This window comes from Micromonospora sp. CA-246542 (assembly GCF_050942905.1).
GTDB lineage: Bacteria > Actinomycetota > Actinomycetes > Mycobacteriales > Micromonosporaceae > Micromonospora.
Map to the genome: position 1 here is coordinate 2,244,417 of NZ_CP192040.1, position 23,988 is coordinate 2,268,404.

The window sequence follows — 23,988 nt, forward strand, 5'->3', positions numbered from 1 at the left end:
AGACCGACGCTCCACCACCTGAGGGGGAGCGGGTATGAGGGCCGTCGTCTACGTGGACGTCCGGGACGTCGCGGTACGGGAGGTGCCCGACGCGAGGATCGAGGCGTCGACGGACGCGCTCGTGCGGATCACGTCCACCGCCCTGTGCGGCACGGACCTGCACATGTACGACGGGCGCACCGGCGCCGAACCGGGGTTGGTGTTCGGCCACGAGCCGCTGGGTGTGGTGCAGGAGGTCGGCTCGGCCGTGCAGACCGTGCGTGCCGGCACCCGGGTGGTGATCCCCACGCACCTGTTCTGCGGCACCTGCGTGATGTGCTCCCGAGGGCTCTCGGCGGCCTGTCTCCGGGCGCGGGCCGAGGGGCCGGGCGCCGCCTACGGCTACGCCGGGATGGGTCCGTACCGGGGCGCCCAGGCCGACCTGCTGCGGGTGCCGTGGGCCGACGCGAACTGCGTGCCCGTGCCGGGAGAGCCGGGCGACGCGTACGAGGACGACTTCGTGCTGCTCGCCGACGCGTTCGTGACCGGGTGGCACGCGGCGGCGACCCTCGCCGAGGTGCAGGCCGGCGACACCGTGGCCGTGTTCGGCGCCGGCACCATCGGCCTACTCGGCGCGTACTCGGCGCTGCTGCGGGGCGCTCGGGTCGTCTACTGCGTCGACGGGGTGGATGCCCGGCTCGACAAGGCCGGTGAGCTCGGCGCGGTTCCGGTCGACTTCCGCCTCGGTGACCCGGTGGAGCAGATCCGCGCCGACCGCGCGCGGGCCGGTCTGCCGCTGGGCGAGGAGAAGTTGGGCGGGATCGACCGGGTCATCGACGCGGTCGGTTTCCAGGCGCGCGACCGGGAGCACCCCGACCAGGAACGCCCGGACCAGGTGATCGCCGACGCCGCCCGGCTGGTCAATCCCGCCGGTTCGATCGCCGTGGCGGGCGTCTACCCCGAGAAGGACCTGCACCCGCGGTCGGGCGCGAGCGGCCGCGAGGATCTCGTCGCGCCCTGGGGGACGCTGTTCACCAAGGGCGTCGCCGTGCGGTTCGGACGTACGCACGATCGTCGCTACACGGTGCTGCTGCGGGACATGGTCGTCGCCGGTCACGCCCGGCCCGGTGTGATCGTGACCCACCACGGCGTCCTCGACGACGCGCCGGGGCTGTACCGCAGCTTCGACCGCCGCGAGGACGGGGTGATCAAGGCGGTGCTGCGCCCCAACTGACCGATCGACCCTCCACCGACCCGGACCAACCGGCCGTCAGCCCCCTCCGCAGACGGAATCCCCGCCCGGCCCCCCGCCCCGCCCCCGCCCGCCCTCGCCCGCCCCGCCCTCGCCCCCGCCTCGCCCCCGCCCTCGCCCCCGCCCCGCCCTCGCCCCGCCCCTGCCGATCTTGCACTTTCTGTCGTCGACATGAGCGGAATGCCCGCTATGTCGCCACAGTAAGTGCAAGATCGTGGGCGATCACCCCGCGCCCCTCGTCGATCATGGAGTTGTGGTGTCGGGTTTGGAGATTGACGCGCGCTTTGTCACCCACCACAACTCCATGATCGGCGAGGGCGAGGGCGAGGGCGAGGGCGAGGGCGAGGGCGAGGGCGAGGGCGGGGCGAGGGCGAGGGCGGGGCAGGGCGGGGCGGGGCGTGTGGGGCGGGGCGTGTGGGGCGGGGCGTGTGGGGCGGCGGCCGTTGATCGCTTCGCTCGGTGGAGGCGTGGGTCACATCGCAGGGCGGGGTCGGCCGAGGCATGCTGGACGGGTCGCCGGCCTCATGGCTCGATCACCACCGTTCGATGGCACTTCGGCCGGGACGCACGGGTATCCGCGCCTGCTGGAGCGGATCGTGCCTGGTGGCGAGCCTGCTTGCGGTGATCGGCGCGGATGGGTCGTCGACTCCGGATTTGACAACGTTGCCAGGAGCGGTCCATGGTGCCATCGGCGACTCGTGGGACCGGCGTGACGGGCGAATACTCTGCTTCGTCTATATTGCCGGATTGTTACATTTTCAACACCGCCTCGCCTTGCGGATGGCCTGCTCACCGCAATACGTTGCCGTCAACAACAAAACCAAGTGAAGGTTCAACCTTCCGGAGGCAACCGATGACGTTGGCGAGGTGGTACGAGCGATGAGCGACGTGCCGATCCTCCTTGAGATGCGTTCCATCACCAAGGAGTTCCCCGGAGTCAAGGCCCTCTCCGACGTCAACCTGGTGGTTCGCGCCGGCGAGATCCATGCCATCTGTGGCGAGAACGGTGCGGGCAAGTCCACGCTGATGAAGGTGCTCAGCGGGGTCTACCCGTACGGCAGCTACGACGGCCAGATCGTCTACCAGGGGTCGGAGAGCAAGTTCTCCGACATCCGGGCGAGCGAGGGCGCCGGCATCGTGATCATCCACCAGGAGTTGGCGCTCATCCCCGGGATGTCGATCGCCGAGAACATCTTCCTCGGTAACGAACCGCGCAAGCGGGGCGCGATCGACTGGAAGGCCGCCAACCGGATGGCGCTGGACCTGATGGCCCGGGTCGGTCTGGAGGAGGACCCGGACACCCTGGTCAAGGACATCGGCGTCGGCAAGCAGCAGCTCGTGGAGATCGCGAAGGCGTTCGCCAAGGACGTCAAGCTGCTCATCCTGGACGAGCCGACTGCCGCGCTGAACGAGGCCGACTCCCGGCACCTGCTGGACCTGCTGCGTGGCTTCCGCTCCCGTGGCATCACCTCGATCATGATCTCGCACAAGCTGAACGAGATCGAGGCGATCGCCGACCAGATCACCATCCTCCGGGACGGCAAGACCGTGGAGACCCTCGACGTCAAGGCGGACGGGGTCGACGAGGACCGGATCGTGCGGGGCATGGTCGGCCGCGAGCTGAGCAGCCGGTTCCCGGACCACACCCCGAAGATCGGCGACGTCTTCTTCGAGGTGCGCAACTGGAACGTCCGGCACCCGATCTCCGCCGAGCGCCAGGTCTGCAAGAACGAGAGCTTCGTGGTGCGCCGCGGCGAGATCGTCGGCTTCGCCGGCCTGATGGGCGCGGGCCGCACCGAACTCGCGATGAGCGTCTTCGGCCGCTCCTACGGGGTGTACGAGTCGGGCACGGTCATCAAGGACGGCAAGGAGATCGTCCTGAAGTCGGTGGCGGACGCCATCGACCACGGCCTCGCGTACGTCAGCGAGGACCGTAAGGCGCTCGGCCTCAACCTGCTCGACGACATCAAGACGTCGACGGTGGCCGCCAAGCTGTCCAAGATCTCGCACCACGGCGTCCTGAGCGAGGTCGAGGAGTACCAGGCGGCCGAGGCGTACCGCAAGGAGTTGCGGACCAAGGCCCCGACGGTCGACGAGGGCGTCTCCAAGCTCTCGGGCGGCAACCAGCAGAAGGTTGTCCTGGCCAAGTGGATGTTCAGCGATCCGGACCTGCTGATCCTCGACGAGCCGACCCGCGGCATCGACGTGGGTGCGAAGTACGAGATCTACGGCATCATCCAGCGGCTCGCCGACCAGGGGAAGGGCGTTGTCGTCATCTCCTCGGAGCTGCCTGAGCTGATCGGGCTCTGCGACCGCATCTACACCGTCTTCGAAGGCGCCATCACGGGCGAGATCGCCCGGGCGGACGCGAACCCGGAAACCCTCATGAAGCAGATGACCTCGACGAAGAAGTTGGCCACCCGATGAGCCGTATCAGAGACCTTCAGAAGAACCTGTTTGGAGGCACGACCTCCAACGCCCGCCAGTTCGGGATGATCTTCACCCTGGTGGCGATCGTCTTGATCTTCCAGATCTGGACCAATGGGCTGACGCTGCGGTCGGACAACCTGATCGCGCTGTTCCAGCAGAACTCGTACATCCTGATCCTGGCCATCGGCATGCTCATGGTGATCGTCGCCGGGCACATCGACCTCTCGGTCGGCTCGGTCGCGGCATTCACCGGCATCCTGGTCGCCAAGTCGATGACCGAGTGGAATCTGCCCTGGCCCGCCGCCATCGTGTTCGGCCTCGCCATCGGCGCGGTGATCGGCGCCTGGCAGGGCTTCTGGGTGGCCTACATCGGGGTGCCGGCGTTCATCGTCACCCTGGCGGGGATGCTGCTCTTCCGCGGTGGCAACCAGTTCATCGGCAACGCGCAGAGCATTCCGGTGCCGGAGGGCTTCCGGGAGATCGGCTCGGGCTTCCTGCCCGAGTTCGGCCCGAACACCGGCTACAACAACGCGACGCTGCTGCTCGGTCTGGCCGCCGCGGTGGCGGTGGTGTGGCGCGAGATCCGGGCCCGCAACACCCGGCGGGCGATGGACGCCGACCCGGCGCCCCTGTGGATCTCGATCCTGCGGATGGCCGTCATGGTCGGGGTGATCGCCTTCGCGGCGCTGCGCTTCGCCAGTGGTCGCGTCGGCACCAGCTTCCCGATCTCGGGCATCATCCTCGTGGCGCTGGTCATCGCGTACTCCTTCTACACCCGCAACACGGCCGGCGGCCGGCACATCTACGCGGTGGGCGGCAACTCCCGGGCGGCCGAGCTGTCCGGCGTGAAGCTCAAGCGGGTCAACTTCTTCGTCATGATGAACATGTCCGTCCTGGCCGCGCTGGCCGGCATGATCTTCGTGGCCCGTTCGCAGGCCTCCGGGCCGCAGGACGGTAACGGCTGGGAGTTGGACGCCATCGCCGCTGTCTTCATCGGTGGCGCGGCCGTCGCCGGCGGTATCGGCACCATCAGCGGCTCCATCGTCGGTGGTCTGGTGATGGCTGTGCTCAACAACGGCCTCCAGCTCGAGGGCGTGGGCACCGACAAGGTCCAGATCATCAAGGGCCTGGTCCTGCTGCTGGCCGTCGCGATCGACGTCTACAACAAGAGCCAGGGGCGCTTCTCCATCATCGGGAGCCTGATGCGGCCGTTCCGCCGCGAGGACTCCGCACCACCCGCCTCACCGCCGGACGCGGAGCGCGAGCCCGCCAAGGCAGCGGTGTCCGGCTGACGGCCACCGACCTCTCCACCCGTCTCACATCCAGAAAGGCAAGTCCTCACCATGCGTAAAATCTTCGGCTCGTCGGTGGTGGCCATCAGCGCCGCTGCCATGCTGGCCCTGGCCGGCTGCGGCTCCGGCCGCGACGGCGACTCCGGCAGCTCGGGTGGCGGCGACGCCAAGGGCTTCGCGGCGAACTCGCTGATCGGCGTGGCCCTGCCGGCCAAGACCTCGGAGAACTGGGTCCTCGCCGGTGACCTGTTCACCAACGGTCTCAAGGAGGCCGGTTTCCAGGCTGACGTGCAGTACGCCGGCGCGTCGACCACGGTCGCCGACCAGCAGGCCCAGATCACCGCCATGACCACCAAGGGCGCCAAGGTCATCGTCATCGGCGCGACCGACGCCGCGCAGCTGGCGACCCAGGTCGCCGCGGCGCACGCCGCTGGTGCCAAGGTGATCGCGTACGACCGCCTCATCACCAACACGCCGGACCTCGACTACTACGTCGCGTTCGACAACTTCAAGGTCGGCCAGCTCCAGGGCCAGGCCCTGCTGGACGGCATGAAGGCCAAGAAGCCGAACGGCCCGTACAACATCGAGCTGTTCTCCGGTTCGCCGGACGACAACAACGCCGGTGTCTTCTTCAACGGCGCGATGGACGTGCTCAAGCCGGAGATCGACAAGGGCAACGTCGTCGTCGCCTCGGGTCAGAAGGACGTCAAGCAGACCGCCATCCAGGGCTGGAAGGCCGAGGGTGCGCAGGCCCGCATGGACCAGCTGCTGACCTCGACCTACGGCAACAAGGAGCTGGACGGCGTCCTCTCCCCGAACGACACCCTGGCCCGCGCGATCCTGACCTCGGTCAAGGGCGCTGGCAAGCCGACCCCGATCGTCACCGGTCAGGACTCCGAGGTCGAGTCGGTCAAGTCGATCGTCAAGGGCGAGCAGTACATGACGATCAACAAGGACACCCGCAACCTGGTGAAGGAGACCATCAACATGGTCAAGGCTCTCCAGGCCGGTAACACCCCGCAGGTGAACGACACCAAGTCCTACAACAACGGCAGCAAGGTCGTCGACACGTTCCTGCTCCCGCCGGTCGCCGTCACCAAGGCGAACGTGGTCGAGGCGTACGCCAACGACCCGAAGCTCGCGCCGCTCACCAAGTAATCAGCACACGGTAAGCAGCAACGCCGATGGGTCCCGGATCTCCTCTTCCGGGGCCCATCGTCGTCCGCGCCCCATCGTTCACCCGGCACCGATCCGTGAAGGAGGTCTGACCGTGGCGACACCTGTGCGGTCCAGGCCAGCCGGCGCCGGTCGTACCGCCGACACCCCACTGCCCCCGGTCCCCGGCGCGAGCCAGGAGGAGATCCGACGGCAGAACCTCGGCGCCGTGCTGCGCTACGTGCACCTGCACGGGCCGACGTCGCGGGCCGAGCTGACCAGCCGTCTCGGCCTGAACCGCAGCACCATCGGCGCCCTCGCCGCCGACCTGACCGCCAGCGGTCTGGTCACCGAGGAGGCACCGGCCACGACCCGTCGCGCCGGCCGCCCCTCCCTCGTGGTCAGCCCTCGCTCCGACCGGGTCTACGCGCACGCGCTCAGCATCGACGCGGACCGACTGCGGGCGGCGCGGATCGGCCTCGGCGGTCGCATCCTCGATCTGCGGGAGGCACCCCGTCCCGGTGGCATGTCGGCCGTCGACGCCGTCCGCCCCCTGGCCGACCTCGTGCGCGGGATGGAGCGCGGCGCCGCCTCCGACGCGCTGCTGGTCGGCGGCGCGGTCGCCGTCACCGATACCACCCGCGACGCCGACGGCGGCCTGCGCATCGTCGGCATCGAGGAGGGCCTGAGCGCCGCCCTCGAGGCCGAGCTGACCGACTGCCCAGGATTCGTGGCCGGGGATCTGGCCGACATCGCGGGCCTGGCCGAGCACATCCGGGGCGTGGCCCCCGGCATCGACGACCTCATCTACCTGCACGGCGACCTCGGCATCAGCGCCGGAATCGTGGTCGGCCGCCGACTGATGATCGGCCACCGGGGCCACAGCGGCAAGGTCGGCCACATGGTGGTCAACCCGAACGGCCTGCCGTGCGGCTGCGGCTCCCGTGGTTGCTGGGAGACCGAGATCTCCGAGGCCGCGCTGCTACGGCACGCCGGCCGCGACCCCGACGACCGCGCCGCTGTGGCCGACGTGCTGCGCGCGGCGGCGGACGGCGACGCGACCGCCCGCGCCGCCGTCGAGCGGGTCGCCGACTGGCTCGGGTTCGGCGTCGCCAACCTGGTCAACGTGGTCAACCCGGACGCCGTGGTGTTCGGTGGCTCGCTGCGCGACATCTTCATCGCCGGGGCGGACACGGTTCGGCGTCGGCTGGACGCCATGCCGCTGCCGGCCTCCCGTGAGCACCTGCGGTTGCGGGCTGCGGCTCTCGGCCGGGACGCCGTCCTGATCGGGGCCGCCGAGCTGGCCTTCGACAAGCTGCTGGCCGATCCGCTCAACGTCGGCGTCGCCGGCCAGTCGGGCCCCGTCGACCGGCCCTAGCCGATCTCCCGCACCACGCTGGTGCCGTTGCCCGGGCGGGACTCCCAGGCCCAGGACTCGTGCAGCTCCAGGCGGTCGTCGGCCCGGACCCGCACCTGCGAGACGCAGTGGCCGGAGGACGTCTGGCCCTCGGCATTGAGTTGGACGTAGCGGAAGTCCAACCGGTCGCCGTCGCGGGTGCCGACGAGACAGCCGCGTCGGATGGACCCACCGGCGTACTCGGCCCAGACCTCGCCCGCCCGCTCGTGGTAGGTGAAGACCGTCTCGGTGCCGACCTCACCGGCCACCACGTCCGTCACCGCGGCGAATCGCCGGCCGTCCAACGAGATCGTCATGCCGCGGACGCTAGTCGATCCGTCAATCCCGTACGGCTTACCGTATCATGTACGGTAGGCCTCCGGTGGTCGGCTGTGAAAAGGGGACGGGTGTGACGACGAGCGGTGCGGCGATAGTGGTGCGGGGGCTGCGGAAGCGGTACGGGGACCGGTTGGCCCTGGACGGCTTCGACCTGGAGGTGGGCAGCGGGACGGTGTGTGGCCTGCTCGGCCTCAACGGGGCCGGCAAGACACGTCGGTACGGATCCTGTCCACGCTGCTGCGCCCGGACGGGGGTCATGCCGAGGTCGCCGGGTTCGACGTGACCCGCCAGCCCGACCAGGTGCGCTACCGGATCGGCCTGGTGGGGCAGCATCCCGCGCTGGACGAGGCGCTCAGTGGCCGGCAGAACCTCGTGCTCTTCGGCCTGCTGTTCCACCTGGGCCGTCGCCGGGCCCGGCAGCGGGCGGTCGAGCTGTTGGAGCGGTTCGGCCTGGCCGACGTCGGCGAGCAGCCGGTCAGCGCGTACTCCGGGGGCATGCGTCGCCGGTTGGACCTGGCCGCCGGCATGGTCCTCGCCCCCGCCGTGCTGTTCCTCGACGAACCCACCACCGGGCTGGACCCGCGCGGCCGGAGCGAGGTGTGGGAGTCGATCCGCGGGTTGGTCCGAGCGGGCACCACCGTCCTGCTCACCACTCAGCACCTGGACGAGGCGGACCAGCTCGCCGACCGGATCTCGGTGGTCGAGGCCGGGCGCATCGTCGCCGAAGGCACCCCCGACGAGCTGAAGACGCGGCTCGGCGGCGACCGGATCGAGGTGGTCGTGGGGGAGTCCGCCGACCTCGCGATCGCCGTCGCGCAGATGCGTCGGGTGGTCTCCGACGAACCGACTGTCGACGTGGACCGGCGCGCGGTCAGCGCCGGCGTGGGGCACCGAGCCGGCGCGCTCGTCGAGGTGCTGCGGGCGCTCGACGCCGCGCAGGTCACGGTGGTCGACATCGCCCTGCGGCGGCCCACCCTCGACGACGTCTTCCTGCACGTCACGGGTGGTCGGGTCACCGTGGAGGTGACCGCGTGAGCGTCACCCACCCGCCCACGACCATGGACCTGACGCCCGGCCGGCCCGGCGCCCTGACGGACAGCGGCGCCCTGGTCTGGCGTGGCCTGGCCCGGTGGCGACGTGACCCCGGTCCGCTGGTCGCCTCGCTCGGTTTCAACATCCTGATCGTGCTGATCTTCGCCTACCTGTTCGGCGGGGCGATGCAGGTCCCGGACGGCGGCAGCTACCGGGAGTTCCTGATGCCCGGCATGTTCGTGATGACGATGGTGTTCGGCATCAGCCTCACCACGATCGCCGTCGCCGACGACCTGGAGCGTGGGGTGACCGACCGACTCCGTTCGATGCCGGTCGCACCACTCGCCCCGCTCGTCGCCCGCGCGGTCACCGACCTGCTCTTCGCTCTGGTCACCCTCGTGGTGCTGCTGGCCACCGGCCTCGCCGTCGGCTGGCGGGCACACGGCGGCGTCGGCGCCTCGCTGGGCGCGGTGGGACTGATCCTGCTGCTGCGCTTCGCCCTGGTCTGGGTCGGCATCTTCCTCGGCCTGGTCACCCGGGGACAGACGGCCGTCGTCGCGGTGCAGACCCTGGAATTTCCGCTCGGCTTCCTCTCCAACGCGTTCGTCGCGCCGTCCACCATGCCGGCCTGGCTCGGAGCGGTGGCCGCCTGGAACCCGCTGTCGGCGACCGTCGGCGCCGCCCGGGAGCTGTTCGACAACCCGGGCTGGGGTGGCGACTCGTGGGCCGCGCAGCACTACCTCTGGTTGGCCGTGGCCTGGCCGATCGCGCTGGTGGCCGTGTTCCTGCCACTCTCGGTCGCCCGCTACCGGCGGCTGGGCCGCTGAGGCCCGCGTAACCGGTGATCGCCGGGGCCCCCGTGGCTCCGGCGATCACCCGCCCGGTTACGCGATCCGGCGGACCCGGCGCACCGCGAGATAGAGCAGGAGCGCGGCGAGGGCGACGAAGATGCCCGTCTCGATGGTCTGGAACAGCCAGAACCGGTCGGCCGGCTGGTACATCTCCCAGTTGTACGCGCCCGGCCCGAGACCCAGGTCGGCACCGCAGACTCGGCCGTCCGGGCCCTTGCCGCCCGGCGGGCACTGGATGCGGGTGTTCTCCGCGACCATCGTCCCGTCGGCGTCGCGGATTCCCACGGCGAGAACCCAGTTGCCCCGGTCGCCCTCCGGAATCCCACCCCCCTCGATCGGGAAGGTCTGGGTCTTGGCGGGCTGGTAGTGCGGTCGGGCCAGGATCTCCACCGCCGCCCGTACGCCGATGTACCCGGCCAGGGTGATGCCCATGGCGGGCAGCATCCGCTTGAAGACGGTGCCGGCGAAGATGCCGAGCGCCACGGCGAACAGGGTGTACCCGATCGGCACGATGCCCTGAAGGTCGAAGACGATCACGCCGAGCCGACCCTCGTGCGCGGCCTGGGTGAGCGGTTCGACCCACCACGACATGCCCAGTCCGTAGCCGACCGCGAGGAGCACGACCGCACCGCCGACCAGCCCGAACTTCACCAGTGCCCAGCGGGCGCGGCCGACGCCCTGGGTCCAGACGAACCGGTGGGTGCCCTGCTCCACCTCGCGAGCCACCAGCGGTGCGCCCCAGAACAGGCCGACCAGCACCGGCAGGGTGATCAGCAGCACCGCCACCAGGTTCAAACTGTCGTACCGGTCGCTGAAGCGGCGCAGGCCCACCTCACAGGTCTGTGCGGCAGTCTCGCTGAGGGTCGACGGGCGTAGACACCCCGCGAGTCCGAGGTCGGCGAAGGTGTGTCGCATCGCCAGGCCGATCGGCACCAGCACGGCGGCGAGCACCAGGAATCCCAGGAGGGTGTAGAACGCCAGCTTGCGGTGTTGCCGCCAGGTCAGCCAGATCATGCCGCCACCCCCCACTCGCTGTGACTGGTCTGCGCGACGCCGTCGGCCAGGTAGGCCAGGACGACGTCCTCCAGGCTGACGTCGCGGACCGTCCAGGCGGGATCGGTGACGGGACCGTCGGTGCGTACCAGCAGCGTGGACTGCCGGTCGGTGTGGCTGGCCCGGACCACGTGCGCCACGCCCCCGATCGGACCGCCGTCGTGCCGCGGGCCGACGAGCTGCCGGTGCCCGGCAACCAGGTCGTCGACCGAGCCGGTGAGCTGCACCTGGGCCGCGTTGAGCACGATCAGGTAGTCGCAGACGCGCTCCAGGTCGGCCAGCAGGTGCGAGGAGAGCAGAACGGTGGTGCCGGAGTCCGCCACGCTGCCCATCAGCGACTGGAGGAACTCCCGACGGGCCAGCGGATCGAGGCTGGCCACCGGCTCGTCGAGCAGCAGCAACCGGGGTTGTTTGGCCAGTGCGAGAGCGAGCGCCACCTGGGCCCGTTGCCCGCCGGACAGTTTGCCGACCGGCTTGTCGGGCGGTATCCCGAGCTGCGCCAACCGGGTCCGGGCCAGTGTCGCGTCCCATCGCCGGTTCAGCTTGCCGCCGGCGACGACCAGCTCGGCGGCGGTGAAGTCCCGGTACAGCGGCGTGTCCTGGGCGACGAACCCGATGTCGGCCAGCCCTTCCGTGTCGCCGTACGGCGACCTGCCGAACACCCGCACCGCGCCCTCGTCGGGCTTGAGCAGCCCGACCGCCAGGTGCAGCAAGGTGCTCTTGCCCGCGCCGTTGGGCCCGACCAGCGCGGCGATCCGGCCGGCCGGAAGGTGCAGCGAACAGTCGCGTAGCGCCCACGTTCTGCCGTACCGCTTGCCCAGCCGGTCGGCCTCCAAGACCATCTCCATCCTCTGTCCTCTCGTACCGCTCACGCGGGTTCCTTCTGTGGGGCGTCGTCGGTGAGGGTGGCGCGCAGCGTGGTCTCGACCAGGGCGACGACGTCCTCGGCCGTGAGGCCGGCGGCCCGCGCCCGCTGCAACCACGCCACGAGGTCGTCACGCAGCTCGGCCTGGTTGGGCAGGGACGCTCCGGCCAGGGTGCGCTGGACGAACGTGCCCACCCCGGGTCGGCCGCCGACCAGACCCTCGATCTCCAACTCCCGGTACGCCTTCAGCACCGTGTTCGGGTTGATCGCCAGTGACTGGGCGACGTCCCGAACCTTCGGCAGTTGATCGCCGGGTGCGAGCAGACCGACGCGCAGCGCCTGCTTCACCTGCTGCACGAGCTGCATGTAGGTGTTCACCTTCGACCGGCTGTCGAGCACGAACTCGATCACTCGTGATGATCCTTCCTGTTGTCCTACGACAGTAGGACTATGAGACAGCTTGGTCGGGTCGGCGGCGCCTGTCAAGCGCGAAGGGACCGTGGCACCCGTGGGCCACCGACTGGCACCGACGGGTCAGCCACCCGGGAAGGGAAGAGGCACGCGATCCGTACTCGATGGGGAGGTGCTCGATGGTCACCAACGACCTCCGGGCGACGACGGCGACGCCGCTACAGATCGCCCGCGCCCGGGGCCGGGTACGCGGACGGCTGATCCTGCTCGGCCCGGCGTTCGTCGCCGCCGTGGCGTACGTCGACCCGGGCAACTTCGCCACCAACTCGGCGGCCGGCGCCCGCTACGGGTACCTGCTGGTCTGGGTCGTGGTGGTGGCCAACCTGATGGCCATGCTGGTGCAGACACTCACCGCCAAGCTGGGCCTGGCCACCGGCCGCAGCCTGCCCGAGCTGTGCCGTGAGCGCCTGCCCCGCCCGCTCAACCGGATGATGTGGGTGCAGGCCGAGCTGGTGGCGATGGCCACCGACCTGGCCGAGGTCATCGGGGGAGCGGTCGCCCTCTACCTCCTCTTCGGCATTCCGCTGCTACCCGGCGGGCTGATCATCGGCGCGGCCGCGTTCGTCGTGCTCGCCCTGCGCTCGCGCGGGTTCCGCGCCTTCGAGATCGCGGTCGCCGTGCTGCTCGGCGTCATCGTCCTGGCGTTCGCGGCAAACCTCCTCGCCGCCGGCTCCGACCCGGGCTCGGCCATGGCCGGCCTCGTGCCCCGCCTCCAGGGCACCGACAGCGTCCTGCTGGCCGCCGGCATCCTCGGGGCGACGGTCATGCCGCACGTCATCTACGTGCACTCCGCGCTGACTCGCGACCGCATCCCCGCGACCGACGACGCCGAGCGCCGTACCCTCTTCCGGGGCCAACGCACCGACGTGCTGCTCGCCCTGACGGCGGCCGGCGCGGTCAACCTCGCCATGCTGCTGATCGCGGCGGCCAGCTTCCGGGGCGGCGGCCCGGTGGGCGCCGACAGCCTGGAGGGGGTGCACGCCGGCCTGGGCGAGAGCATCGGCACGGCCGCCGCCTTCGGGTTCGCCGTCGCCCTGCTGGTCTCCGGGCTCGCCTCCACGAGCGTCGGCACCTACGCGGGTGAGGTGATCATGCAGGGCTTCCTGCGCCGCCGGGTTCCGCTGCTGCTGCGCCGCCTGGTCACCCTGGCACCCGCCGTGGCCGTACTCGCCATCGGCCTCGACCCCACCCGCGCCCTCGTGCTGTCGCAGGTCATCCTCAGCTTCGGCATCCCGTTCGCGCTGATCCCGGTGGTCGCCTTCACCCGTCGCCGGGACCTCATGGGCAACCTCGTCAACCACCCACTGACCACGGCCGCCGCGTCCGGAGTCGCCGTCCTGGTCGTCGCGCTCAACGCCTTCCTGCTGTGGCAGGTCGTCGCCGGCTGAGCCGCCCGGGGACGCTGGGGCAGCTCATCGCTCGTGAGCTGCCCCGGTAGGCGACCGGCGCGCTCAGGTGCGGCGGCCCTCGTCCCGCGCCGGGATCTCCTGACGCTGTTCGAGGGCGTCCGCCGGGTTGGCGTCGTCCGGCAGGGACGTCACCTCCTCCAGGGCGCCGGCCGGCAGCGCGCCCTGCTCGGCCAGGTCGGCCTCGGACGCCTCCGGGTCCACGTCGCCGGAGACCCGGTCCGGCGGCCCCACGTCGAACGCGTCCTGCCGCTGCTCGGCGGCATCCGCCTCCGGAGGAGGGAACTGGTCGCCCTGTTCGTCCCGGTACGTGCTCATCGAAGCCTCCTACCCGGCGGAAGTCGCCATGACGCCGGGCCGCTGCCTACCCGTCGCCGTCGCGCTCACGCCTGGCGCACCACCCGCGCGGCCACGGCCTCGACCGTCTCGGGATGCTTCGCCAGCAGCCCGGCCACCGCACCCTGCTCGGCGGGAGCGTCGTCGGCCGGCAGCCACCCGCCGTCGTACCCGAGCAGACCGGAGATCGCGTCGACCACCTCGGGATGCGCGGCGAGGAGGACACCGACCCGCCGCCGCGGCGCGGCCACGGCGCGTTGGTCGTCCACCCGCCCGGCAGGTGGTGCCGCGACCCACGGCGGCACCCAGGAATCCAGCTCCGGCAACGCCTCCGGGAAGGTGCGTCCAGCCTCCCGGATCAGGAGCGGAACCAGCTCCGGGCCCTGCTCCCGCAGTGTCGTGATCAAGGTCGGCAACCAGGGCAGCAGCACCGGATCGGGCAGTCGGGCGAAGGCCGTGGAGATCGTCTCGACGACGAACGGCGCGAGACCCGGCACCGGCTCCAGCGCGTGCACGAATCCGGCCAGGTACTGCGGGAAGGCCGGCACCACCAGCGGGTTGGCCAGCAGCTCGGCACACCGGGCCCGCAGATCGGCCACCGACAGCAGGCCGAGCTGGTGTCGGCCCGCCCAGAGCAGGGCCACCTTCGCCGGCGCGGTCGGGTGCGACTGCGCGACCGCCAGTTCCAGCTGGGATCGGTCGCAGCCCAACGACAGCGCCAGACCCTCCATCGAGAACAGGAAGCCGAGCATCGCGCCGACCTGCCGCACGTTGGTCTCGTCGCTGGTGATCGCGGTGGGCAGCAGGGTGCAGTAGTGCGCGTACCCGGTCGTCACGAACGCCTCACACCAGGCCGGCAGGGTCGGCGCGGTGGCCCGGTGATGCGCCAGCAACCGTCGGATACGGCGCAACACGTCGGGAGCGTCGTCGACGGTACGCGCGGTGGCGAGCAGCTCCACCGCCCGCGCCCCCAGCTCGTCGACCAGGCGCGGGCTGTCGAGCAGCCGGATCGCGTCCTCGACCGCGGCCAGAGCGCTGGCGGCGGTGGCGTCCGGGCCGCGCACCGCCCGGCGCAGTCGTTGCTCCAGGACCTGCTCGACGGTCACCCCCTCGTAGCCGAGCTCGATCAACGCCCGCTGATGGTGACCGAGCGCCAGGTCCCAGCTCTCCTGGACCGAGCGCTGACCGAGCCGCCGCTCACCCATGATCGGGCGGACCGCGGCCGGTGGCAGCAGATGCCGCAGGATCCACAGCAGGTCCGAGCAGCGGCCCAGCGCCGGCTCGGCGTTCAGGTCCAGCAGCGCCCGCTGGACGGTCCGCTTCTCCAGGGCCAGGCCGAGCGGTTCCAGCCGATCGAACACGTCGCGGGCCAGCGGCGGCAGAGCGTCGTAGCCGACCTGACCGATCCGGTCGCCGCCCAGCAGGATCTCGCAGAGCCGTCGGACGTCCCGCCGGCCGGGGACCACGTCCTTCTCGATACAGGTGACCGCGGCGTCGGCGAAGTCGTACGGGGTGGGCCGGGCCCGGTTGCGCAGCCCGGCCAGCAGGACCGACGTCTCGAAGACCGCGATCGCGTCGGCGGTGCTCGCCAGATATCCGTTGCGGCGAGCCAACCGGACGATGTCGACACACCAGCCGCGCAGCTCCGCCTCGTCCAGACCGTCCGGGCGCGGTGGCGCGGCGAGGAAGCCGGTGAGTCGGTCATCCACCGGCCCGGCGGGGGAGGGGACCGTCGTGACCCGGCCGCGTCGCCCCCGCACGGCCGTCGTGCGTTGGCCGCCGAGCTGGTACGGCGACAGCCCGTGGCGGCGTACCTCCTTTGCCCAGGTCGCCGCGGCGATCGACACCGAGCCGGACGCCAGCCCGAACTGTGCCTCGATCGCCGAGTGGCTGGACGGGATCAGCCCGTACCGCCAGCGGGTGTCGGTGCGCGGGGTGATCTCGAAGTCGTCGGCCGCGGAGCCCAGCCCGAACTGCTCGACCCGGCTGGCGGCGTGGAACGCGCCGCAGACGTAGAGGCAGTCCGCCGGATCGACGCCGGAGGTGGCCAGGTGCTGACGCATCCGCGTCCACATGTACCGCTCGCGATCCTCGTCGCGATCGAGCCGGTCCGCGTCGGCCGGGCGCAGCCGCCGGAACAGGCTGCCGATCAGCACCATCACCTGCCGGTACGTGTCGTGGTCGGCGTCGGCCAGCGGGCGTTCCACGTACTGGTCCCACCACTCCGACCAGTGCCGCACCTTGCCGTGGTGCAGCAGGTACGCCTCCAGCTCCGCGAACCGGGGCCGCAGGTCGCCGATCTCCACCCCGACGGCGTCGCCGTGCAGTCCCGGTTCCGCACCGGTGGCGGTGGGCCCGTTCGAGCTGCTGGCGCCAGTCGGCTGATCGCGCGGCGACCACTGGAAGACGTGGTCGGTGGAGCGGTCGACCAGCACCAGCTCCACGCCGGGGGTCTCCAGCGCGTACGCGATGGCCTGGTATTCCGCCGACGCCTCGGTGATCGGTGCGACGACGCTGAGCGGCCCCCAGTCGGCCGGGAAGCCGGACAGCTCCGACGCGAACGCCTGCACCGCCACCGGCAGGCGGCAGTTGCGCAACTCGCCGAGCAGCGGCTGGAGATCCTCGCACAGCTCCAGGTAGATCACCCGGGGCTGTTTGGCGCGCAGCCGGCGCACCATGGCCAGCGCGGAGGCCGGCGAGTGGTGGCAGACCGGGAAGATCTCCAGCGGCTCGCCGAGCGCCCGGTCGACATCGTCGACCATCCCGGCGAGGATCGCGCCGAGCGCGTCGGAGGAGCCCGCGAACGCGGTCGCCGCGTCGGTGAGCTGCTCGCGGAGCGCGCCGAACGTGCCGGCGACTGTCGGCGCGGTCACGAGAGGGACGCGATCGCCTGACGACCACCGTCCAGGAAGCCCGCCCAGCCGTCGTCGTCCTTGCGGGCCCGTGGCTCCACAACGCCGTGCAGGTACTTGTTGAGGATTGCCAGGTCTTCCGGGCTGCGCCGGGCCAGCGACCCGACCAACGACCCGGCGAGCGTCGCCGCGCGCAGCGTACGGTCGCCGAAGAACTGGCTGTGCAGGATCGCGTCCTCCAGCACGCCGATCTGCTCCGCGGTCGACAGCGCCGACTCCAGCTTCTCGTCGTCGCTCGTCGCCGCCGCGGCACCGGCGCGCAGGTCGGCGAAACTCTGCAACAGGATGTCCAGCAGGGTGGGCGGCACGTCCAGCTCGATGCGGTGCCGGCGCAGCAACTCCTCGGTGCGGAACCGCACGATCTCGGCCTCGCTGCGCTTGTTGGTCACCACCGGAATCCGGACGAAGTTGAACCGCCGCTTGAGCGCCGAGGAGAGGTCGTTGACGCCCCGGTCGCGGCTGTTCGCCGTTGCGATGATCGAGAAACCGGGTTGGGCGAAGACGATGTTGTCCTGGTCCAGCTCGGGGATCGCGACGTACTTCTCGGACAGGATCGAGATCAGCGCGTCCTGCACGTCGCTGGTGGAGCGGGTCAACTCCTCGAAGCGACCGACCACGCCACGCTCCATCGCCGTCATGATCGGCGACGGGATCATCGACTCCCGGGACTGTCCCTTGGCGATCACCATGGACACGTTCCACGAGTACTTGATGTGGTCCTCCGTCGTGCCGGCGGTGCCCTGCACGACCAGGGTCGAGTTGCGGCAGATGGCCGCGGCCAGCAACTCGGCCAGCCAGCTCTTGCCGGTGCCGGGGTCACCGATCAGCAGCAGGCCCCGGTCCGAGGCGAGGGTGACGATGGCGCGTTCGACGAAACTGCGGTCGCCGAACCACTTCTGCGGGATCTCCCGGGACAGGCCGTCGGCCCGCTCCGACCCGAGGATGAACAGCCGGACCATGCGCGGGCTCAGGCGCCACGAGAACGGCTTCGGACCGGTGTCGACCGACTCGAGGAAATCCAGCTCGTCGGCGTACGTGACCTCGGCGGGGGCGCGCAACATCTCGGACATGAGGGAGTGCTCTCCTAGGTGAGGAAGTTCTTCAACTCGCTGACGAGCTTGCGGATGTGGCCGGAGATGACCGGGGTGCCCTGGTCCTTCAGGCGTTGCCGGAACCAGGGGTTGACGCTCTGTTGGCCCGAGCTGCTGACCGAGCCCACCGGAATGACCTTGGCGCCGGAGCGGTGGACGGCCTGGAGGCCGTCGAAGACCGCCTGGTGGTTGACCTCGTAGAAGTCGGAGATCCACACCAGCACCGTGTTCTTCGGCTCGGCGATCTTCGGCCGGGCCAGCGTCAGCGCCGCCGTGCCGTCGGTGCCGCCACCGAGCTGCGTACGCAGCAACACCTCGAACGGGTCGTGCACCCACGGGGTGAGGTCCAGTGCCCGGGTGTCGTACGCGATCAGGTGCACGTCCACCTTCGGCAGGCCGGCGAAGATCGAGGCGAGGATCGTGCAGTTGACCATCGCGTCGACCATCGAGCCGGACTGGTCGACCACCACGATGAGCCGGGACGGAGTGGTGCGTCGTGCGGTGTGCCGGTAGTAGAGCCGGTCGACGTAGAGCCGCTCGTCGTCCGGACTCCAGTTGGTCAGGTTCTGCCAGATGGTCCGGTCGAGATCCAGGTTGCGGAACACGCGCTTGGGCGGCACCGACCTGTCGAGCGCGCCGACACTCGTCTGTTGCACCTGCGTCCGGAGCACCTCGGCGACCTCGTCGACGAAGCGCCGGATCAGCGCCTTGGCGTTCGCCAGCGCCAGCCCGGACAGGTTGGCCTTGTCCCGTAGCAACTGCTCGATCAGCGACATGCTCGGGGTCAGCTGGCTGGCCAGCGCGGGGTCGGCAAGCACCTCCCGCAGGTGCATCCGTCGGACCAGGTCACCCTCCAGCCCGGCGAGGGTGCCGCCCAGCCCGCCGCTCTGCCGGCGCAGCTCGCCGGGCTCGCAGCCGAGTGCCTGCTCGAACCAGCCGGCATCGGACTGCCACCGGGCCAGCTGGGTCGCGCTGACCGGGCCGGAGCCGGTGGCGAACACGTTCAGCAGCACCTTCGACACGAGCGCGGCGCGGCGTACCTCGGCGGCACCGGGCAGATAGGCCGAATCCGCGTGCGGCCCGCCTTCGTGCGGCCCGCCTTCGTGCGGCCCGCCTTCGCGCGGCCCGCCTTCGTGCGGCCCGCCTTCGTGCGGCCCGCCTTCGCGCGGCCCGCCTTCGTGCGGCCCGCCTTCGTGCGGCGCAGCGTCGTCCGGTTCGGCGTCGTCCCGCCCGCTGTCCGACCCAACGGCCCGAGGCCCGATGGCGTCGGGTCCGATGGCGTCGGGCTCGGCGTCGGTGGGGGTGAGCAGGCCGCGCAGCTCGGCCGCGAGCGTCGGGAAGCGCTGCACGATGGTGTCCACCGAGACGGCCGGGTCCAGCAGGGCGGCGGGCAGCCCGAGGTCGTCGACCACGGCGACGCTCGCCGACTCCAGGCTGGGCTGCTCGTCGCGGTCGAAGAGGCGGGACAAGAGCCGCCAGTAGAGAACCTGACGGCGGTTGGCGTCGGCGAACCCGCCGGTGGGGATCGGCGTGGTCATCGGCGCAGCAACCGTCCCGCGCGTTCGCGCAGCACGGCCACGGCGTCGCCCGCCCGCGCCTCCTCCTTGGCGATCTTCGGATCGGTGACGCCGCACGCCCAGTCGCCGTTGTGCGCTGGCACCATCCGCCGCTTCACCGTGCCCAGCACCGCCAACGGCTGGAGCTGCCACCGGCCGTCGTCCCAGCGCAGGAGCCCCAGGCTGGCGGACGCGCTGGCGACCAGGTCGACGGTCAGCGGACCGGCGGCCGGCAACCTGTCGACGGCCAGCGGTATCCGTTCGCCGTCCACCTCGACGGCGAGGGCGCCGGCCTCGTCCCGGATCACGGGGCCCTCCACGAGGACGGGCTCGGCGATGCCCGCCGGGTGTCGATCCAGGGGGTCGGTCGCGGCCGTGGTCGCCGCGGGCAACAGGACCCGGGCAGTGGCGAACGGGTCGGCGGGCTCGTCGAGCCGGACCCGGTCGTCGACCCAGCCCAGGTCGCCGCCGCGCAGCGGCAGGTCGGTCACGGTCAACGCCCGCTTGTCGGCCAGCGCGGTGAGCAGCGCCGGATGGTGCGACAACAGCCGCCAGATCGCCGGGCCGACGATGGTGTCGACCTTCGCCGCGGTGACCGCCGTGCGGACCAGCCGCGCCGGGCCGCCGTCCGCCGGCTCCAGGATGGCGTGCAGTTGGATCTGCACCGCGGTGTCGTGACTGTGTACGTCCACACCGAGCGGCAACAGCCGCCCGGAGACCGAGGGCGTCGCACCGGGCGGTGGCGTGCCCTCGGCGAGCAGGACGCCGCGAGCCCAGAGATCGGCCCACCGGCGTGCCGGCACCCGCGCCATGGTGGCGACCGGGACGCAGGCCCGCAGCTCGGCGGAGAGCCCGTCGAGCAGCACCGCGACGCGTCGTAGCTCCGGCACGAGGAGGCTGGTCTCGACCACCCCGGCGGCGACGGAGAGCAGCTCATGGTCGACGCCCCGCCAGCCGGTGAGCGCCACCTCGTGCCACCACGCCCGTGCGCCGGCGAGCGCGGCCGGCGCCTCGGGAGGCACGCTGGTCGGTGTCGTCCACGACGACCGCGTGCGGCCGAGTGTCTCGTCGAGCTGCCCGAGCAGGGCGTCGTGTGCCGCGCCGAGCAGCGCCGAGCGCGCGCCGGCGAGCGCGGCGAGGTGCTGCGGGGCAACCGACCCGGCGACGACCGCGTCCACCGCGACGGCCACCCGGTCACCCAGTGGCGTGCCGGTGAGCGCGTCGGCGAACGCGGCCAGTGCGGAGGCGCCCCGCTCGCCGACCCGGCCGAAACCGTCGACGAGGGCGTCGTCGAAGCCGGCCACCACATCGAGCGCGTCGGTCAACCCGGCCGGGGCCGTACGCAGGGGCGCGACCTGGGCGCCGCGCATCAGCGGCCGGCCCGGGTCGCCGGGAACCAGTGCAACTCGGGCAGCGGGGCCGTGCTGACGGGAACCTCCAGGTAGGCGAGGTGGCGCAGGAAGCGACTGAACACCACCGCCGCCGACGCCGGCTCGGGCTGACCGTCCAGTCGGGCCAGCAGCTCCGCTCCGCTGGCCACCCCGTCGCCGACGTCGACCCGCAGGTACCGGGCGACGCGGTCGACGCCGTACTGGAGGAGGGCCTCGTCCGCGAGCGCGTGCAGATGCTTGCACGGGGTGGCGCGCAAGCCACCGCACGGTCGGTTGTTGTTGGTGCTGCACTGGTAGGCGTGGGTGCCGGCCGCGACCGACGAGACGTAGACCCGCTCGACGTCCGACCCACTGGAGACCACGCCCTGCAGACGCCCGTCGGCCAGCTCGACGAAGGGCACCTTCGCCAGCTTCCGGGAGCGGGCGGGCGGCAGCACCGCCACCACGCTGCGCCGCCGCCAGTCGGCTTCGTCGGCGTTCGTCACGTCACGGCCTCCCACATCGAGAAGAATCCAGGGTGGTGCGCGCGCGGCCGGCGTCGGCGGCGCTGCGACGACACGATCATGGACCACGGGTACGACAGATCCGGCTGCGGTGCGGGCACGGCGGCGCGCGGCCCGGAGCGCGGATGCCGTCGGGTCCGCGCGCTTGGTCGCCGTCGCCGTCCCCGATCGGCCAGGATGGGCGGGACGGCCGGGCCACCGGCCGCGACGAGGAGGCGGACGATGCGGGTACGCGGCTGGGTGACCCGGGGGCGGCGCGTCCGCACGACGGCGCTGGCGACTCTCGTCGCGGGCGCGGCGTCGCTGGCCGTGGCCCTACCGGCGGCTCCGGCGGCGGCCGGTGCCGCGAGGGCGGGCGACCCGGTGTGCGAGATCCGCGACGAGCGGCTCAATGAGCTGTCCGGGATGGTCACCACCGACGACGGGTACGTCGTGGTCAACGACGGCGCCGACGACGAGGCCCGCCGACGGATCTTCTTCCTCGACAGGAATTGCGCGGTGGCGCGGACCGTCAGCTACCCCACCCGGCCCCGGGACACCGAGGACCTGGCCGTCGGCCGGGACGGCGCCATCTGGGTGGCCGACATCGGTGACAACGACCGCAACCGCGAGACGATCGCGCTGTGGCGGCTCGCGCCGGGCGCGGACCGGCCGGTGCTCCACCGGATGACGTACCCGGACAATCCACACGACGCGGAGGCGCTGCTGATCGACGCGTCCGGTCGGCCGCTGATCATCACCAAGGGTGGCAGCGGCACCGTGGTCCTGTACGCCCCGACCACCGCGCTGAAGCCGGGCGCCACCACGCCGTTGGCCTCGGTGGGCAAGGTGGTCCTGCCGGCCACCACGACCAGTAATCCGTACTCGTTTCTCGGCCGGAGCGTCGTGACCGGCGCGGCGAGCGCGCCGGACGGCCGCCGGGTGGTGCTGCGCAGCTACGCCGACGCGTTCGAGTACGACGTGGCCGGCGACGACCTCGTCGGCGCGTTGACCGGCGGTACCCCGCGGATCACGCCGCTGCCGGACGAGCCGCAGGGCGAGTCGATCACCTACAGCCGGGACGGCCGGTCGCTGCTCACCGTCTCCGAGTCCGCCGACCAACCGGCCGGCACCCGGCCGACGATCCTGCGGTACCCCACGACGGCCGGCTCCGCCGCTCATCTCGCGGAGTCCACCACGGCGGCCCCGCCATCGGCCGCCGCGGCCAGCCCGGCCGCGCAGGCGGCCGGTATCGGCGGCGGTCAGGTGTGGTCGCTGGTGGCCGGCGCGGGGACGCTGCTGGCGCTCCTCGCCGTGGCCGGACTGCTGTGGCGGCGGCACACCGACCGACGCTGATTCCACGATCGATGCGAGAAGTCGGCACGTGCGTTTTACCGACACCGTCCGGGCTCGGGGCAGTGCTCGACCCTCACCCCTTCAAGATCGTGCTCGATCCTGGATGTAGTGGCATCCCTTCCGCCCGACACCACTACAACAAGGATCGAGCACGATCTTGAAGTGTCGGACGTCGTCGACCGGTGGCGCTGACCGGTGGCGCTGACCGGCGTCGACCGGTGGCGACGTCGGGCGGGCGGGCGCCGCACCGTGCGCCGCCAGGCCGGCGCGGTGCGGGAGGATGGGTGGATGTCCGTGCTGTCCGCGTTGCGCCACCCGATCGTCGCCGCCCCGATGGCCGGCGGCCCGTCCACGCCGGATCTCGTGTCGGCGGTCTCCGCCGCCGGTGGACTCGGGTTCCTGGCCGCCGGCATGATCGACACCGACCGGCTGGTCGCCGACATCGCCGCGGTGCGCGCCCGTACCGACCGGCCGTTCGGGGTCAACGTCTTCCTACCCGGTGACGGTCGGGTCGACGAGGCCGCCGTCTCGGCGTACGCGCGGCGGCTCGCGCCGCAGGCCGAGCAGTTCGGGGTGACGCTCGGCGATCCGGTGGGCGGGGACGACGCGTACCCCGAGAAGCTGGCCGCGCTCCTCGCGGACCCGGTGCCGGTCGTGTCCTTCGCGTTCGGACTGCCCGACCGCGCCGCCGTGACGGCGTTGCGGGAGCGCGGCACCGAGGTGTGGGCGACCGTCACCCGACCGGACGCCGCCACCGCCGCCGCCGACCTGGGCGTCGACGCCGTCATCGTGCAGGGCACCGAGGCCGGCGGGCACCGCGGCGGTCTGCCGGACGACGACGACTACGCGCTGCTGCCGCTGCTCCGGCTGGTCGCCGGATGTGACCGTCCGCTGGTGGCGGCGGGCGGCATCGCCGACGGCCCCGCGCTGGCGGCGGCGCTGGCCGCCGGGGCGGTCGCGGCGCAGGTCGGTACGGCGTTCCTGCGCTGCCCGGAGGCGGGCAGCTCGCCGTTGCACCGCGCGGCGGTGGCCAGCGTCGCCCCGACCGCGTTGACCCGGGCGTACACCGGCAAGCGGGCCCGTGGCGTGGTCAACGACTTCCTGCGGACGCACGACGCGCAGGCGCCGGCCGGCTACCCGCAGGTGCTGCACCTGACCCGTCCGCTGCTCGCCGCCGCCCGACGCGACGGCGACGCCTCGGTGGCGAACCTGTGGGCCGGGCAGGCGCACCCCCTCGCCCGGGAAGTACCGGCCGCCGAGTTGGTCGTCGAGCTGAGCACCGCCGCCCGGGTGGCGCTGACGGAGGCCGCCGAGCGGGCGGGCCGCTGGGGCTGAGCCGGCCT

At 71.7% G+C, this 23,988-nt stretch carries 20 protein-coding genes and 1 pseudogene; 11 read left to right on the top strand and 10 right to left on the bottom strand.

What is annotated here, in order from left to right; all coding sequences use genetic code 11:
• Positions 1-34: 34 nt before the first annotated feature.
• The 6 genes from ACQP0N_RS10555 to ACQP0N_RS10580 all read left to right on the top strand — a co-directional run bounded on the left by ACQP0N_RS10555 (position 35) and on the right by ACQP0N_RS10580 (position 7,486).
• Positions 35-1,213, top strand: a complete 1,179-nt coding sequence (locus ACQP0N_RS10555) for an alcohol dehydrogenase catalytic domain-containing protein (RefSeq protein WP_433119552.1) — start codon at positions 35-37, stop codon at positions 1,211-1,213.
• A gap of 621 nt (positions 1,214-1,834) precedes the next feature.
• A complete protein-coding gene (locus ACQP0N_RS10560) occupies positions 1,835-2,059 on the top strand; it encodes a hypothetical protein (RefSeq protein WP_433119554.1) in 225 nt (74 codons plus the stop codon).
• 51 nt (positions 2,060-2,110) lie between these two features.
• On the top strand, positions 2,111-3,658 hold the full coding sequence (gene mmsA, locus ACQP0N_RS10565; RefSeq protein ID WP_433119556.1) for a multiple monosaccharide ABC transporter ATP-binding protein: 1,548 nt from the start codon (positions 2,111-2,113) through the stop codon (positions 3,656-3,658).
• The gene (gene mmsB, locus ACQP0N_RS10570; protein ID WP_357120319.1) at positions 3,655-4,953 is read left to right on the top strand and encodes a multiple monosaccharide ABC transporter permease; all 1,299 of its coding nucleotides are present in this window, start codon (positions 3,655-3,657) and stop codon (positions 4,951-4,953) included. The genes mmsA and mmsB overlap by 4 nt, the downstream gene beginning before the upstream one ends.
• 51 nt (positions 4,954-5,004) lie before the next feature.
• The gene (locus ACQP0N_RS10575) at positions 5,005-6,111 is read left to right on the top strand and encodes a sugar-binding protein (RefSeq protein ID WP_357120316.1); all 1,107 of its coding nucleotides are present in this window, start codon (positions 5,005-5,007) and stop codon (positions 6,109-6,111) included.
• A 112-nt stretch (positions 6,112-6,223) separates the two neighbouring features.
• Positions 6,224-7,486: an ROK family transcriptional regulator gene (locus ACQP0N_RS10580; protein WP_433119559.1), complete on the top strand. Its 1,263-nt coding sequence runs from the start codon at positions 6,224-6,226 to the stop codon at positions 7,484-7,486.
• On the opposite strand, the gene ACQP0N_RS10585 is transcribed toward ACQP0N_RS10580, so the two are convergent.
• Positions 7,483-7,821, bottom strand: a complete 339-nt coding sequence (locus ACQP0N_RS10585) for a hypothetical protein (RefSeq protein WP_355050409.1) — start codon at positions 7,819-7,821, stop codon at positions 7,483-7,485. The two genes, ACQP0N_RS10580 and ACQP0N_RS10585, sit on opposite strands and share 4 nt — an antisense overlap.
• A 47-nt stretch (positions 7,822-7,868) precedes the next feature.
• On the opposite strand from ACQP0N_RS10585, the pseudogene ACQP0N_RS10590 reads away from it, so the two are divergent.
• Together ACQP0N_RS10590 and ACQP0N_RS10595 are read left to right on the top strand one after the other, a co-directional pair.
• A pseudogene (locus tag ACQP0N_RS10590) lies at positions 7,869-8,878 on the top strand (ATP-binding cassette domain-containing protein).
• Positions 8,879-8,901: 23 nt separating this feature from the next.
• Positions 8,902-9,702, top strand: a complete 801-nt coding sequence (locus ACQP0N_RS10595) for an ABC transporter permease (RefSeq protein WP_433121547.1) — start codon at positions 8,902-8,904, stop codon at positions 9,700-9,702.
• Positions 9,703-9,759: 57 nt separating this feature from the next.
• Here ACQP0N_RS10595 and ACQP0N_RS10600 read toward each other — a convergent pair whose 3' ends face one another.
• The 3 genes from ACQP0N_RS10600 to ACQP0N_RS10610 are packed head-to-tail and all read right to left on the bottom strand — an operon-like array spanning position 9,760 to position 12,055.
• Complete coding sequence (locus ACQP0N_RS10600) at positions 9,760-10,740, bottom strand: ABC transporter permease (protein WP_433119561.1); 981 nt, start codon at positions 10,738-10,740, stop codon at positions 9,760-9,762.
• Positions 10,737-11,627 (bottom strand): ABC transporter ATP-binding protein, encoded by an 891-nt coding sequence (locus ACQP0N_RS10605; RefSeq protein ID WP_433119563.1) that lies wholly within the window; start codon positions 11,625-11,627, stop codon positions 10,737-10,739. The genes ACQP0N_RS10600 and ACQP0N_RS10605 overlap by 4 nt, the downstream gene beginning before the upstream one ends.
• Positions 11,628-11,647: 20 nt before the next feature.
• A complete protein-coding gene (locus tag ACQP0N_RS10610) occupies positions 11,648-12,055 on the bottom strand; it encodes a GntR family transcriptional regulator (protein ID WP_355050404.1) in 408 nt (135 codons plus the stop codon).
• Between the two features lie 179 nt (positions 12,056-12,234).
• On the opposite strand from ACQP0N_RS10610, the gene ACQP0N_RS10615 reads away from it, so the two are divergent.
• Entirely contained in the window at positions 12,235-13,503 is a 1,269-nt protein-coding gene (locus tag ACQP0N_RS10615; RefSeq protein ID WP_433119566.1) for an Nramp family divalent metal transporter, read from the top strand.
• 63 nt (positions 13,504-13,566) lie between these two features.
• On the opposite strand, the gene ACQP0N_RS10620 is transcribed toward ACQP0N_RS10615, so the two are convergent.
• The 6 genes from ACQP0N_RS10620 to ACQP0N_RS10645 all read right to left on the bottom strand — a co-directional run bounded on the left by ACQP0N_RS10620 (position 13,567) and on the right by ACQP0N_RS10645 (position 21,253).
• Positions 13,567-13,839 carry a hypothetical protein gene (locus ACQP0N_RS10620; protein ID WP_433119568.1) on the bottom strand — a complete coding sequence of 91 codons (273 nt, stop codon included), beginning with the start codon at positions 13,837-13,839 and terminating at the stop codon, positions 13,567-13,569.
• Between the two features lie 65 nt (positions 13,840-13,904).
• Positions 13,905-16,730 carry a hypothetical protein gene (locus ACQP0N_RS10625; protein WP_433119570.1) on the bottom strand — a complete coding sequence of 942 codons (2,826 nt, stop codon included), beginning with the start codon at positions 16,728-16,730 and terminating at the stop codon, positions 13,905-13,907.
• Positions 16,727-17,839 (bottom strand): ATP-binding protein, encoded by a 1,113-nt coding sequence (locus tag ACQP0N_RS10630; protein WP_355050398.1) that lies wholly within the window; start codon positions 17,837-17,839, stop codon positions 16,727-16,729. Before ACQP0N_RS10630 ends, ACQP0N_RS10625 begins: the two co-directional genes overlap by 4 nt.
• 14 nt (positions 17,840-17,853) lie before the next feature.
• Positions 17,854-19,272 carry a VWA domain-containing protein gene (locus ACQP0N_RS10635; protein ID WP_433121549.1) on the bottom strand — a complete coding sequence of 473 codons (1,419 nt, stop codon included), beginning with the start codon at positions 19,270-19,272 and terminating at the stop codon, positions 17,854-17,856.
• A gap of 122 nt (positions 19,273-19,394) precedes the next feature.
• A complete protein-coding gene (locus ACQP0N_RS10640; protein WP_433119572.1) occupies positions 19,395-20,786 on the bottom strand; it encodes a hypothetical protein in 1,392 nt (463 codons plus the stop codon).
• Positions 20,786-21,253 (bottom strand): hypothetical protein, encoded by a 468-nt coding sequence (locus ACQP0N_RS10645; protein ID WP_433121551.1) that lies wholly within the window; start codon positions 21,251-21,253, stop codon positions 20,786-20,788. Before ACQP0N_RS10645 ends, ACQP0N_RS10640 begins: the two co-directional genes overlap by 1 nt.
• Positions 21,254-21,532: 279 nt before the next feature.
• On the opposite strand from ACQP0N_RS10645, the gene ACQP0N_RS10650 reads away from it, so the two are divergent.
• Positions 21,533-22,645 carry a hypothetical protein gene (locus ACQP0N_RS10650; RefSeq protein ID WP_433119574.1) on the top strand — a complete coding sequence of 371 codons (1,113 nt, stop codon included), beginning with the start codon at positions 21,533-21,535 and terminating at the stop codon, positions 22,643-22,645.
• A gap of 288 nt (positions 22,646-22,933) precedes the next feature.
• Positions 22,934-23,980: an NAD(P)H-dependent flavin oxidoreductase gene (locus ACQP0N_RS10655; RefSeq protein WP_433119576.1), complete on the top strand. Its 1,047-nt coding sequence runs from the start codon at positions 22,934-22,936 to the stop codon at positions 23,978-23,980.
• Positions 23,981-23,988: the final 8 nt, after the last annotated feature.